The following is a 13,630-nucleotide window of genomic DNA, read 5'->3' as shown; positions in this document are numbered from 1 at the left end:
TATGCATATCGACGGCCGGCCCGGAGACCCCGCCTTTTCCTTCGCCGATGCGACATGCCACCGAGCCGGTTTCCGGCAACCTGAACTGGGACGACCTGCGCTTTTTCCTCGAGGTCGCGCGCACGCAGCGCGCGAGCGGGGCCGCGAAGCGGCTCGGCGTCGACTACACGACCGTCGCGCGGCGCATCCGCGCGCTCGAGGCCGCGATGGGCACGCTGCTGTTCGACAAGTCGCGCTCCGGCGGCTTCGCGCTGACGGCCGAAGGGCAGCGGCTCGTCGCGTATGCGGATGCGATGGAGACGACCGTGCAGTCCGCGTGCGACCAGATCGCGAATACCGGCGAGGCGCTGTCGGGCCACGTGCGGATCGGGTCGACCGAAGGGTTCGGCTGCTTTTTCCTCGCGCCGCAGCTCGCGCGGTTCCGCGCCGCGCATCCGCACGTGACGGTCGACCTGCTGCCGGTGCCGCATTTCGTCAACCTGCCCAAGCGCGAGGCCGATCTCGCGATCACGCTCGAGCGGCCCGAACGCGGGCCTTACGTGGTCACGAAGCTGTGCGACTACCAGTTGCGGCTCTATGCGACGCGCGACTATCTGGCGAACCACGCGCCGATCACGTGTACGGACGATCTCGCGCAGCACGCGTTCATCAGCTACGTCGACGATCTCGCGTTCAGCAACGAGCTGCTGTACCTGGACCGCGCGGTGCCCGGCGCGACGGCCGGCTTGCGCACGACCAGCGTGATCGCGCAGTATTTCGCTGCGCTGCAGGGCGGCGGCCTCGCGATCCTGCCGTGTTTCATGGCGGCCGCCCAGCCGGCGCTCGCGCCCGTGCTGCCGAATGATGTAGTCGTCACGCGGTGTTTCTGGCTGACGTGCCGCGAGGATCTGCGCAAGCTGCGGCGCGTGACCGCGCTGTGGGATTACCTGCGCGCGGCGGCGGACGCGAATCGCGCGTTGCTGTCGGGGGAGTCGGGGATGCTGCGCTTCGTCGGCGAGCCGGAATAGCGGTCGAAGGGCGGGGCGCGACGGCGACGCGGCGATCGATCTGGATGACAACACGGCCGGCGGCGATTCGACCGGCTAGCGGGGAGAAGGCAAATGGCTTTGACGCATGCGGGCAAGGTTTTCGTGGTGTGCGTGGTGGTATTCGGCGTGACCGCCTACTGGCTCGCGTCGCGCATGGTGCGCCGACAGACGGGCGGCAAGCGCGGCTCCGGCGGCGCGGTCGCGTTCTGGTGGCTCGTATGTTTTTGTCTGGTGTCGCTGTTGTTCCCGTTCGTGTACTGGATCGGCGACGAGCTCTACGCACTGACGGTATCGCCGAAATACGAAGCGACCGTCGTGTCCTACCAGTCCGAGTGGGATACCTGCGAGCGCCGCGACAGTTCGGGGCGAACCTCGTCGTACCGGTGCATCAAGTACACGTCGATCCTGGAAGCCGTGATGCCGGATGGCGAACGCATCGTGCTGCCGGGCAACATCCGTTCGGGGGCCGTGCCCGAAATCGGCGAGAAGATCGATGTCGTGTTGCCGCAAGGGGCTCATCAGTGGCACGAACGCAGCGTGCGGAGTATCGGGCTGCTGGCCGGCGGCACGGTGATGGTCGCGATCATCGGGTATTTCGTGTACCTGATCGCGGCGTACGGGGCCGGGAAGAAGATCGACGGCGCGGCACGCTGTGGCGTGGCGGCGGTGCTGAACGGGCTCGTGCCGCTCGGTGCGCTGCTGATGGAACTCGCCTTGCTGAGCGTGCCGTACCGTTACTGGGCGCACGGGAATCCGCAGCAATGGCCGGTGTGGGTGCTCGCGCTGTGCCTGCTGTTCGCGCTGGCGCTGCTGCCGTTGCTGCTCATCTACGCGCGAACCGCGTGGCGGGCGGTGGTGAAGTAGCGGAGGCGCGGCATGCCTGTACCGCGCCTCGCGAGCGCGGCGCGGGGGCAGGTCGCGTCGCCGGCGCTCAACCCGTGCAGCCCAGCCGATCCGCGAGCTCGTTCAGATCTTTGACGTCGAAATCCCACGCCTCGTCGGCTTGCAGGTCGGTCGTCTGGCCGGGCCCGTGTTCGGTCGGCCGCAGCACGAACGCGGTCGACAGCCCGAGCCGGCGCGCGGCCGCGAGATCGCCGTTGTGCGCGGCCACCAGGCACAGCTCGGCCGGCGCGAGACCGAGAATCTCGACCGCTTCGGTATAGACGGCCGGCGACGGCTTGTACGCGCGCGCCACCTCGGCGCCGAGAATCGCGTCCCACGGCAGCCCGCCGTGTTTCGCGACGTCGACCATCAGCCGGATATTGCCGTTCGACAGCGGCGCGACGATGTAGCGCTGCTTCAGCCGCTGCAGGCCGGCGACGGCATCGGGCCATGGATCGAGCCGATGCCACGCGAGATTGAGTGCGTCGATGTCGGCATCGGGCACGTCGTCGATGCCGAAGCGGTCGAGCGTGCGCACGAGGTTCTCGCGATGCAGCACGTCGAGCCGCACGTAGCGGCGGCGCCCGCTGCGGATTTCTTCCATCGACGGCGAATACTCGGCGCGCCACGCATCGGCGAACGCGAACGGGTCGAGCGTCGGCGCGTGGCGGTCCAGGAATGCGGCGGCACCGCGTGCGACACCGCTTCTCCAGTCGACGATCGTTCCGAAGACATCGAAAACGAGCGCCTTGATTTCGGCAGGGTTCGTCATGGTGATCCAGTGGAGGTCGTTCGATCGGGTTCACGTCGCCGTGCCGCCGGATGGCGTGGCGCCGGTTCGATCGACATTGAATCACGGATACGAAAACGCGGCCCGGGAGGCCGCGATGCGTGGCTCGGTGTTTCCGTCGCGGCGCGGGTCGCTGCCGCGGGCGCGCCTGCAGATCGATTGTCTGGCCGAGCGCATCCGGAAGGATCGACGGGCGGCGCGCCTGCGCCTTCGTGCAGCGCAGCAACCCTGTCGTCGCACTGGCCGCCGCCCGCGAGCCGCGCGGCAACCGCGCGTATCCCCTGATGGAACGGGGTATGCCGATCGTCACGGATTGGTGTTAAATACATTTCGGCGCGCCCTGGCACGGCGCGCAAACGGGGCGCACCGTGCATCGGCGTAAACCCGAGGCGGGACAGGGCACGAAATATCGATAACGAATCGGGCGCATCAGACCCGGTCGGACAGACGGCAGGATTCATCTTGAATACCGAACCGCAAAGTTCTCGCTACAGCTTCGGGCTCGCCGCGGAAGTGCTCGCGTCCGAGCAGAGCGTGCTGAGACTGATCACGCGCAACACGCCGCTGCCGGAACTGCTGTCCGAAGTTTGCCGGCGTGCCGAGGTTTTGCTCGGCGACGGCGCGTCGTGCACGATCCTGCTGCTCGATACGGACGGCGTGCACGTGCGCGTCGGCGCGGCGCCGTCGCTGCCCGCGCAGTACAGTGCGGCGATCGACGGCGCGGCGATCGGGCCGGCGGCCGGCTCGTGCGGCACCGCGATGTACGAGCGCCGGATGGTCGCCGTCGAGGACATCGAAACCGATCCGCGGTGGGCCGACTATCGCGCCATTGCATTGCCGCTGGGCTTGCGCGCGTGCTGGTCGGTGCCGTTCCTCGACGAGGCCGGCGTCGTGCTCGGCGCGTTTGCCATCTATCACCACCGGCCGTGCCTGCCGAGCGACGAGGAGACCGCGCTGTTGCGCGATATCGGCAACAGCGTCGGCCTCGCGGTGCACCAGGACCGGATCGCGCGGCAGCTTGCGCGCAGCGAGGAACATCACCGGCTCGTCGTCAACAGCCTGAACGAAGGGATACTCGTCGTGTCGCGCGACGGCGTCGTGGTCGCGAGCAACCCGAGCGCGAACCGGATGATGCGCGTGAAGGGCGAACTCGTCGGGCGCCGGCTGTCGACGGTGATCCTGCGCAAGCTGCGCGAAGACGGCACGCCGATCGCGCCGGACGACTGGCCGAGTCGGATCGCGCTCGTAACGGGCACGCCTCAGCTCGGCTACACGGTCGGCTTCGGCCTCGCGGACGGCGACATCATCTGGGTGCGCGGCAACGCGGTGCCGATCGTGAGGCCGGGCGAGACGCAGGCCGACTCGGTGCTCGTGTCGTTCAACGACATCGGCCCCGTGCGCGAAGCGCAGCAGCAGTTGCGCTACATGGCGACCCGCGACGCGCTGACGGGCCTCTACAACCGCCGCTGGCTCGGCGACCGCATGCGCGAACTGTTCGGCGTGCACGACGCGGCGGCCGGGCCCGCGCGCGTCGCGATCCTGTTCATCGATCTGGTCGGCTTCAAGAAGGTCAACGACACGGCCGGTCACGACGCGGGCGACGCGCTGCTGCGCAGCGTCGCGGCGCGGCTCGCGGCCTGCGCGGACGGCCGCTACGCGCTCACGCGCGTCGGCGGCGACGAGTTCGTGATCCTCGTCGACGACTGCGACGATCCCGAGCATCTCGCGGTGCTCGCGCGCGAGGTCATCGACGCGATCGCGAAGCCGTTCGCGATCGCGAACAACGAATACTGGCTCGGCGTATCGATCGGGATCAGCGTCGCGCCGCGCGACGGCGACGACGCCGTGACGCTGATGCGCAACGCCGATTCGGCGATGTACGACGCGAAGCAACGCGGCCGCAACCACTTCACGTTCTTCACCGCCCAGCTCAACCTGCGGCTGCAGCGCCGCTTCGCGATCGAGCAGTCGCTGCGGCGCGCGCTCGCGTCGGACATGCTGCGGCTCGCGTATCAGCCCGTCGTCGATGCGCGCAGCGGCCGCACGGTCGGCGCCGAGGCGCTGCTGCGCTGGACGAGCCCCGAGCTCGGGCCGATGTCGCCGGCGGAATTCATTCCGGTCGCGGAAGACACGGGGCTGATCGTCGCGATCGGCCAGTGGGTGCTCGAAACCGCGTGCCGGCAGGCGGCCGAGTGGCGTCGCACGATCGCGCCGGACCTGATGCTGGCCGTCAACCTGTCGCCGCGGCAGTTTCACGAAGGGCTCGTCGAGTCGGTCGCCCGCTGTCTCGCGCATACGCGGCTCGACCCGTCCGCGCTCGAACTCGAGATCACCGAAGGCGTGCTGATGAACGACACGGACACCGTGCTGCCGATGCTCGAAGCGCTCACGGACATGAACGTGCGGATCTCGGTCGACGATTTCGGCACCGGTTATTCGTCCCTCGCGTACCTGAAGCGTTTTCCGCTGCACAACCTGAAGGTCGACCGCTCGTTCGTGTCGGGCGTGCCCGATCATCACGACTCGGTCGCGATCACGCAGGCGGTGGTCGCGATGGCCCATTCGCTCGGGATGAAGGTCACGGCCGAAGGCGTCGAGACGCAGGCGCAGTCGTGGTTCCTGCAGCAGATCGGCTGCGACATGCAGCAAGGCTATCTGTTCAGCCGCCCGCTGGACGCGAGCGACTACGCGCGCCGGCTCGGCGCCGCCTGAGCGCGCCGGGTGTCCTGCTAGCGCTAATGCGCGCCGAACCCGCCGGCGCCCGGCGGCGGATCGATCTCGACCCGGTTCTTGCCTTCGTGCTTCGCGCGATAGAGCGCGCGGTCGGCCGCCTCGATCAGGAGTGTCGTCGGCAGGCCGGGCGTGGGCACGATGCTCGCGCCGCCGATGCTGATCGTCACCGTGTGGTTGCCCGTCGACGAGTGTGCATGCCGCAGGCGCAGCGCTTCGACCGCGAGCCGGATCTTCTCGCCGAGCAGCCGTGCGGCGCCCGGCGACGTGGCCGGCATCACGACCGCGAATTCCTCGCCGCCGAAGCGTGCGGCGAGATCGCCCGACTGCCCGAGGCACCGCTCGATCGTCGATGCGATCTGCTTGAGCACGTTGTCGCCCGACACGTGCCCGTACGTGTCGTTGTACAGCTTGAAGTTGTCGACGTCGATCATCAGCAGCGACAGCTCGCTGCGTTCGCGCGCGCCGCGCCGCCACTCGGCGGCCAGGTATTCGTCGAGATAGCGCCGGTTCGACAGCCCGGTCAGGCCGTCGGAGTGCGTGAGGCGCCGCAGTTCGAGGTTGGCCTCGAGCAGTTGCTGTTGCGACTGCCGCAACGCGCGATAGGCTTCGTCGCGCTGCAGCAGGTTGATGTACGAGCGCGAGTGGTAGCGGATGCGCGCGACGAGTTCGATGCGATCGGGCAGCTTGACCAGATAGTCGTTCGCGCCGGCCGCGAACGCGGCGCTCTTGATCACCGGCTCTTCCTGCGTCGACAGCACGATGATCGGCACGTCGCGCGTCGCCGGATTTGCGCGGTACGCCCGCACGAGGCTCAGCCCGTCGATGCCCGGCATCACGAGGTCCTGCAGGATCACGGTCGGGCGCGTCTCGATCGCGGTGGCCATCGCGTCGTCCGAGCGCGGGCAGTAGTGGAAGTCGATGCCTTCCTCGTCGACGAGCGCGCGCCGCACGGCCTCCGCGACGATCGTCTGGTCGTCGACCAGCAACACCATCGCCGGCGCGTCGGCGGGCGACGCGGTCGGGCCGCCCGGCGGGCGAGTCAGGTCAATCGTCATGATCGATGCGGGTCGTTGCGGTTGTCGCGGTCGTTGCAGGGGCAGGCATGGGTGTTGCGCACGGTCATCGTCGGGTTCAGAGCCGCGCGAGCGCCGCCAGCTCGCCCGCGATGCGCCCGAGCGGCAGGATCGCACGCGCCGCGCCGAGCGTCGCGGCCGCCTTCGGCATGCCGTACACCGCGCTCGTCGCCTCGTCCTGCGCGATCGTATGGTAGCCCTTCATCCGCAGCGCCTTCAGGCCGATCGCGCCGTCGCGTCCCATCCCCGTGAGCAGTACGCCGATCACGCGGCCGGGCCAGTGCTCGGTCAGGCTGTTGAAGAACACGTCGACCGACGGCCGATACGGCGTGGCGGCCGGTTCCCGCGTGTATTCGAGCGTGCCGGCGCGCGTGATGCGCAGGTGGTCGTCGGTCGCGGCGAGCAGCGCGACGCCCGGCTGCGGGCGATCGCCTTCGCGCGCGACGCGCACGGCGAGCCGGGTCTGACCGTCGAGCCATTGCGCCATGCCTTCGGCGAACGCGCGATCGACGTGCTGCACGATCACGATCGGCGCATTGAAATCGGCCGGCAGGCTGCCGAGGATCGACGCGAGCGCGCCGGGGCCGCCGGCCGATGCGCCGATCGCGACCAGCGGGCCGCCGCCGCGCGCGGTCGCGCCGGCGACGCGCGTGCCGCCCGGCGCGTCGAGCAGGCGGCCGATCTGGTCGATCTTCGCGAGCAGCAGTTTCGTCGTGTCGCCGGCGGCGCCGTCGCCGAGCCGCGGCGTGTCGACCGCGTCGAGCGCCCCGGCGCCCATCGCCTCGAACACGCGCCATGCGTTCGCGCCGATGCAGCTCGTCACGATCAGGATCGCGCACGGTCGTTCGGAACGCATGATCCGACGCGTCGCTTCGATCCCGTCGAATTTCGGCATGATCAGATCCATCAGCACGATGTCGGGCGGCTGCGCGGCGCACAGTTCGACGGCCTGCGCGCCGTCGGTCGCGACCCACAGCACGCGGTGCTCGGGCCGTCGCGCGATCGCGCGGCGCATCGCCTCGACGGCAAGCGGGAGGTCGTTGACGATGCCGATGTTCACAAGCGGAATTCTCCGGTCGGTTCGTAGTGTTGGAGGTGGGCCGGGTTCATGGAGGGGGCAGCCTGTTCGGCGCTCGCTGCCGGGCGGCATCGGCGGCCGGACGGCGCGGCATTCTTTTCGGTTGACGACGCCCGAATGCTGTCATGCAGCGCGGGCGGCGGCAATCGAAAAATGAACGCATGATGCCGTTTCAGTGCGTTTCCTCTATGACTGTGCCGCATTGCCTGCAAGCGGGCCAGTGATCCTGTCCGGACAGGCCGCAAAAGTCCGCATGTTACCGTGCCGGCATCGACAAAAAAGAAAACGGGATCCCGAGGAGCGCGCCCGAAACCCTGCTCGCCAGCCGCGCGTCGTTCGCGCCGGTCGCGATCGGGCGCGACGGCCGTTTGCCGTAGAGGATCTACATCGAGAGCGCGTATGCGTCGATCGACCGCGCTTGCCCGGTCGAACGCGATGCGCGGCGCGGGCGGCATGTCAACACGATCCCGTGTGCCGCCCGCGACGAGGCCGAAGCCTTCATGACGGAAACCGATCGCGCCGGCAAGGTGCGGCGGCCAACTTGCCGAGGCGCCTCGCGCAGGCTGACGACCGGCAACCGCGCGAGGGCCGGTGGTTCGGCACCGGCGCGGTCGCGCCGGCCGCGTAGCGGGCCGTATCGAGCCGTACCGGGCCGTCGAGGGCATCGGGCCGCGGCGCGCACGCGCGGCCGTACCGTCAATGGCTACGCGCGTAGCCCTGGATCAGCGCGCGCATCATCCCTTCGACCGTCGCGTCGCGCAGGTCGGCTTCCTGCTCGGCTTCCTCGACGAGCGCCGCATAAGCGGTCGCGAGCGTCACGCGGTCGACTTCATGGCGTTGCTCCATCAGCGTCACCATCCCGTCCTTCGCCAGATGAGCGGAGAACGCGCGGCTGCCGATGGTCTGGAATACGTCAATCATGGCGGCTCTCCCGTACGTTGCCGATGCCTTTCAGTGTAGTCGCCGTCCCGGGGCCGCGCCACGCGCGCGGGCCGACCCTATTCGTCCGATGAAATGCGCTCGACACACGGCGCGCGCACGGTATCCGGCAGCTTCAACGTTTACCCGAATCGGCAAATCGTCGACTTTTTATCGATAAAGTCTCGTGTTAGATTTCGCCGTCCGAGCCCGATGCAAACCGGGCCGCAAACGCGTTGCCGACGTGCCGCGCGTCCAGACACACGGAGGAGAAATGCTGGTGCTGATTGGGGTGCCGATCGTCGTGATCGGCTTCGCGCTGCGCTTCAATGCGCTGCTGGTGGTCACGATCGCGGGGCTCGCGACGGGGCTGGCGGGCGGGCTGAATCTCGTCGACATCGTCGGCGCGTTCGGCAAGGCGTTCGCCGAGAACCGCTACATGGGGCTGATCTGGCTCACGCTGCCGGTGATCGCGCTGCTCGAGCGCAACGGGCTCAAGGAGCAGGCGAAGCGGATGATCTCGCGCGTGCAGGCGGCCACCACGGGCCGCGTGCTGATGCTGTATTTCGTGCTGCGCCAGGCGACGGCCGCACTCGGCCTCACGTCGCTCGGCGGCCACGCGCAGATGGTGCGGCCGCTGATCGCGCCGATGGCCGAGGCCGCCGCGGTCAGCCGGCACGGCGAGCTGCCCGAGTCGGTGCGCCAGCAGATCCGCGCGCATGCGTCGGGCGCCGACAACGTCGCCGTGTTCTTCGGCGAGGACATCTTCATCGCGATCCAGTCGATCCTGCTGATCAAGGGCTTTCTCGAACAGAACGGCATCGCCATCGAGCCGCTGCACCTGTCGGTGTGGGCGATCCCGACCGCGATCGCCGCGCTGCTGATTCACTGCACGCGCCTCGCGCTGCTCGACCGCCGGCTCGCGCGCGGCTTCGGCCTGGTGAAGCAGGAGGGCGCGCGATGATCGGCCTCGAATCGCTGTACACGCTCGCGGGGCTGATGTTCGCCGCGTTCGCGTACTTCAACCTGACGGACCGCACGAACCCGCGGCGCGTCGTCAATTTCGCGTTCTGGGCCATCTACGCGGTCACGTTCCTGTTCGGCGCGCTGCTGCCGCATTTCGTCACGGGCTGCCTCGCGATCGCGCTCGCGCTGATCGCCGGTTCGGGCAAGCTCGGCCGCGGCCGGTCGGACGAGGCCGGCGAAGCGGCGGCCGTGCGGCGCGAGACGCTCGCGCAGCGTTTCGGCAACCGGTTGTTCCTGCCGGCGCTGCTGATTCCGGTCGTCACGCTGATCGGCACGTTCGCGCTGAAACTCGTGCCGTTCGTCGACCCGAAGAGCGTGACGCTGATCTCGCTCGTGCTGGGCACGATCGTCGCGTTCGTCGTCGCGCTCGCGATGCTGCGCGATTCGCCCGTGCATGCGCTGAAGGAAGCGCGCCATACGATGGATGCGGTCGGCTGGGCCGCGATCCTGCCGCAAATGCTCGCGGCGCTCGGCGCGCTGTTCGCGATCGCGGGCGTCGGCGGGGTGGTGTCGGGGCTCGTGAAGGAATGGGTGCCGATCGATTCGCCGTTCGCGGTGGTCGCGGCCTACACGGTCGGCATGGCGCTGTTCACGATGATCATGGGCAACGGCTTCGCCGCGTTCCCGGTGATGACGGCGGGCATCGGCCTGCCGCTGATCGTCCATCAGTTCCACGGCAACCCGGCGATCATGGGCGCGATCGGGATGCTGAGCGGCTTCTGCGGTACGCTGATGACGCCGATGGCCGCGAACTTCAACATCGTGCCCGCGGCGCTGCTCGAACTGAAGGACAAGAACGGCGTGATCAAGGTGCAGTGGCCGACGGCCGTGCTGCTGCTGGCCGTGAACACGCTGCTGATGTACGCGTTCGTATTCCGCTTCTGACTCGATGGACGAGATCCTCATGACCGACCGACTCACTCCCGAACTCGCGTCGAAATTCGCGTCGCTCGCGCTCGCGCATCTGACCCGCGAATATCCGAACAAGCTCACGCATGCGCTCGAAGGTCCGCACGACGTGCAGGGGCCGCGCGCATTGCACCCGATCTTCTACGGCAGCTACGACTGGCACTCGTGCGTGCACGGCTACTGGCTCGTGCTGCGCGTGCTCGAACGCTACCCGGCATTGCCGGAAGCCGAACGCATCGTCGCGACCGTCGACGCGCATTTCACCGACGCGAACGTCGCCGGCGAGCGCGCGTATCTCGCGCGGCCGCACAACGCCGGCTTCGAGCGGCCGTACGGCTGGGCGTGGCTGCTCGCGCTCGCCGCGCAGCTCGAGCGGCTCGCGCTGAAGGGCGTGCTGCCGCAGGCCGCGCGCTGGGCGAAGACGATGGCGCCGCTGGCCGACCTGTTCGTGTCGCGCTTCGAGACTTTCCTGCCGAAGGCGACCTATCCGCTGCGTGTCGGCACGCACTTCAACACCGCGTTCGCGCTGGCGCTCGCGCTCGATTTCGCACGCGACACGCAGCGCGACGGGCTTGCCGCGCTGATCGTCGATACCGCGAAGCGCTGGCACCTGAACGACGTCGCCTGCCAGGCGTGGGAGCCGTCGGGGGACGAATTCCTGTCGCCCGCGCTGATGGAGGCCGAACTGATGCGGCGCGTGCTGCCGGCCGCCGAATTCGACGGCTGGTTCGCGCGCTTCCTGCCCGACCTTGCGCGCGGCGAGCCCGCGACGCTGTTCGAACCGGCGACCGTCAGCGACCGCAGCGACGGCAAGATCGCGCACCTCGACGGGCTGAACCTGAGCCGCGCGTGGTGCCAGCGTTCGCTGGCCGGCGCGCTGCCGGCAGACGATGCACGGCGTGCGAAGCTGCTCGACGCGGCCGACCGGCATCTCGCGAGCGCACTCGCGCACGTGGCCGGCGACTACATGGGCGAACACTGGCTCGCGACGTTCGCGTTGCTCGCGCTGGACGCGTAGCGCGCGAAATCGCGCCGGCGGGAAGGGCCTCGGCGCGCGGCCGATAGTCGCCGCGCGGGCCGCTCCGTCCAGCATGCGCGGCGCGAAGCCCGCCATCTGCCGTTCGCCGCTTCGCCACGGACGAACTCGTTTTCTGCGCCGCCGCGAGCCATGGGCTCGCCGGCTCCGTGTCGATCGCGTCGCACGCGACATCGCGCGATGGCTGGACCGACGACGTCGCGATCGCGCACGACGAAACCGAATACCGTGTCGACCACGGCGCGATCGTGCGCCGCCCCGGCCGGGCAGGGGCCGGGCACCGTCCGACCTGCCGTGCGCCGAATGCAGGACGGCGACGACGTGTGGTGCGTGGGCGTCATGCCGGTTGAGCTCGGGGGAGGGGGATCAAATTGCTTTTGAGAAATCCACCGGATAAGTTCTAAACATTTTCTATATTACCTATATTTAACAATTGTTTGAATTTTACTCGGGATCCTATGGCAATAAATTTGCCGGGATTCATCGACATAAATTGCCAGAATGGAACGATGAATAAAAAGGCCTGCTGCGTGGTGTATTCCGGTTTCGTGAAGTTGTAATGGCGCTCGATGAAACGGCAAGCGCCTGGGTGGGCGCGCGCTCGCCGATCGCGGCTGCTTCGCCGGCGGCATGCCACCCGTTGGTCGGCCATGTGTCCAGGCGCACAACGGATTGCCGCAGGTGAATGCCGCGAAGTCATCGGGTGTCGGGGAGGACGGTCAACAGTTCTATTGTGTTATCCCGCTTTGCAATGCAGATTAGTCTAAAAAAGCGGAGCACGCAGCATGACCTCAGTAATGCTCGATTTAGGTTCGGGAAAACGCGCGACGTTGACTCGCGCCACAAGCTCTATCGGTGCAAGCCAGTCGATGGGACAACGCAGCGCCGTTTCGGAATTGATGCTGCACTGGCCGAAATATGCGGGCCTCACGGCGAATGCATTGACGTACATACGGCGACTCGGCCTGGATGTGCTCCAGGGCACGCCGCTTGACGCGCTCAAATCCGCCATAGAAATCGGTCGCGTGGCGGTCGAGATCGACCGCGGGCTATGCGGCGGTGGCGGTGGTAGCCAGCCGTCAATCCCACCCTTCCCGCGAGCCAGCAGGCTTGCCAGTGTGCCGGGAATGACTTCGCTGCCGACCGACAAACCTCTACCGAGTTGGGCGACGCCCAGCGACGTGTCCGGCGACGCGCTGTTGGGCTACTTGGAAAGCATTATCGGCGGGTGTGGCGCGGGCGGCACAGCTGGTTTTACGGGTGTCGCCTCGTCATTGCTTGAAGATGCGCAGCCGTTCGATTACGCCGCCGGCACGATTGGCGACAGCGTCGAATCCCTTGCCGCCGCGACCAACAATCCGAACTTTGCGGCAAAGATGCTCGGCTACGATCGCAAGACGTTCGGGCAGATGCTGCATATCCTGAAGCCCGCCAACGGCTTGGGGCCTGCGGACAACGTTATCTTCCACGACAGCGGCGACGTCGAGTTCAAAGGCGTAATTATTGATAATATCCATGACTATGCACGCTGAGTCCCCTCCGCCTACCGATAGCGCACTCGCGCACGCGACGTTCATCATCTCATCGGAGGGCGCGCACCCGGACACGTGGACCGCCTTCTTCGGCATCTTTCCGAGTCGAACGATCACGAAAGGAAAGCCTTATCTGTTGCCGTCCGGGCGGTTGAGTTCCCGGCCCGGAAAGCTCAATCTGTGGGCGCTGGAAAGCAAAGCCGCGGTTCAAAGCGATCGACTGGAGCCGCACTTGCGTTACCTGATCGAACGACTCTCGTTGCCGCGTGAAGGTCTCCTCGAGCGTATCGAACAGGCGGGGGCGCGTATGCGGTTCTTCTGCTATTGGGACAACGAAAATGGTAGGCGCGTGCCCCACATGTCGGACGCTACCCGCCAGCTCATTGAATCAGTCGGGGCAGTGATCGAGATCGATGAATATCGATAGTGCCTACCGCTGCAGGCGTCTCCGTGACGCCTGATGCGACGCGTGTACCTCGATCCACCTCAGCCGAAGCGCAGACGCGCGCTTTGCGCGCAGTTCCGGCTGGAGCGCGCCGCCGAGCGGCAAATAGGTTACCGATTGAATGGTTTTTGTGCTGATTCGGGCAGCTTTTCGTGAGAGTAGCTGCCTTTGCGTCGTGCG

12 protein-coding genes are annotated in these 13,630 nt (G+C 67.5%); 8 read left to right on the top strand and 4 right to left on the bottom strand.

Annotated features, from left to right (window positions below):
- Positions 1 to 47 precede the first annotated feature (47 nt).
- Positions 48 to 1,007, top strand: a complete 960-nt coding sequence (locus WS96_RS29775; RefSeq protein WP_059783892.1) for a LysR family transcriptional regulator — start codon at positions 48 to 50, stop codon at positions 1,005 to 1,007.
- 93 nt (positions 1,008 to 1,100) lie between these two features.
- Positions 1,101 to 1,892, top strand: coding sequence for a hypothetical protein (locus WS96_RS29770; protein ID WP_059837440.1), 792 nt, complete (start codon positions 1,101 to 1,103; stop codon positions 1,890 to 1,892).
- Between the two features lie 67 nt (positions 1,893 to 1,959).
- Here the strand turns inward: WS96_RS29770 and WS96_RS29765 are convergent, their stop codons facing one another.
- Positions 1,960 to 2,682 (bottom strand): haloacid dehalogenase type II, encoded by a 723-nt coding sequence (locus WS96_RS29765; RefSeq protein WP_059837439.1) that lies wholly within the window; start codon positions 2,680 to 2,682, stop codon positions 1,960 to 1,962.
- A gap of 480 nt (positions 2,683 to 3,162) precedes the next feature.
- On the opposite strand from WS96_RS29765, the gene WS96_RS29760 reads away from it, so the two are divergent.
- Complete coding sequence (locus WS96_RS29760) at positions 3,163 to 5,412, top strand: putative bifunctional diguanylate cyclase/phosphodiesterase (RefSeq protein WP_059837438.1); 2,250 nt, start codon at positions 3,163 to 3,165, stop codon at positions 5,410 to 5,412.
- Between the two features lie 23 nt (positions 5,413 to 5,435).
- Here WS96_RS29760 and WS96_RS29755 read toward each other — a convergent pair whose 3' ends face one another.
- The 3 genes from WS96_RS29755 to WS96_RS29745 form a co-directional block, all read right to left on the bottom strand.
- On the bottom strand, positions 5,436 to 6,488 hold the full coding sequence (locus WS96_RS29755; protein ID WP_059837437.1) for a response regulator: 1,053 nt from the start codon (positions 6,486 to 6,488) through the stop codon (positions 5,436 to 5,438).
- A 76-nt stretch (positions 6,489 to 6,564) separates the two neighbouring features.
- Entirely contained in the window at positions 6,565 to 7,566 is a 1,002-nt protein-coding gene (locus WS96_RS29750) for a chemotaxis response regulator protein-glutamate methylesterase (RefSeq protein ID WP_059837436.1), read from the bottom strand.
- 714 nt (positions 7,567 to 8,280) lie between these two features.
- The gene (locus WS96_RS29745) at positions 8,281 to 8,505 is read right to left on the bottom strand and encodes a hypothetical protein (RefSeq protein WP_011548005.1); all 225 of its coding nucleotides are present in this window, start codon (positions 8,503 to 8,505) and stop codon (positions 8,281 to 8,283) included.
- Between the two features lie 271 nt (positions 8,506 to 8,776).
- Between WS96_RS29745 and WS96_RS29740 the strand changes: the two genes are divergently transcribed.
- From WS96_RS29740 to WS96_RS29720, 5 genes are all read left to right on the top strand, one after another.
- A complete protein-coding gene (locus WS96_RS29740) occupies positions 8,777 to 9,466 on the top strand; it encodes a DUF969 domain-containing protein (protein WP_059783884.1) in 690 nt (229 codons plus the stop codon).
- Positions 9,463 to 10,413, top strand: a complete 951-nt coding sequence (locus tag WS96_RS29735; RefSeq protein WP_034205097.1) for a DUF979 domain-containing protein — start codon at positions 9,463 to 9,465, stop codon at positions 10,411 to 10,413. The genes WS96_RS29740 and WS96_RS29735 overlap by 4 nt, the downstream gene beginning before the upstream one ends.
- A 19-nt stretch (positions 10,414 to 10,432) precedes the next feature.
- Entirely contained in the window at positions 10,433 to 11,455 is a 1,023-nt protein-coding gene (locus WS96_RS29730) for a DUF2891 domain-containing protein (protein ID WP_059837840.1), read from the top strand.
- 803 nt (positions 11,456 to 12,258) lie between these two features.
- A complete protein-coding gene (locus WS96_RS29725) occupies positions 12,259 to 13,005 on the top strand; it encodes a hypothetical protein (protein ID WP_059837435.1) in 747 nt (248 codons plus the stop codon).
- Positions 12,995 to 13,432: a DUF4279 domain-containing protein gene (locus tag WS96_RS29720; protein WP_059837434.1), complete on the top strand. Its 438-nt coding sequence runs from the start codon at positions 12,995 to 12,997 to the stop codon at positions 13,430 to 13,432. Before WS96_RS29725 ends, WS96_RS29720 begins: the two co-directional genes overlap by 11 nt.
- Positions 13,433 to 13,630 lie beyond the last annotated feature (198 nt).

This window comes from Burkholderia sp. MSMB1835 (assembly GCF_001526365.1).
Taxonomy (GTDB): domain Bacteria; phylum Pseudomonadota; class Gammaproteobacteria; order Burkholderiales; family Burkholderiaceae; genus Burkholderia.
The sequence above is the reverse complement of the archived record's forward strand: the minus strand, read 5'-3'. Positions and strand labels throughout refer to the sequence as shown.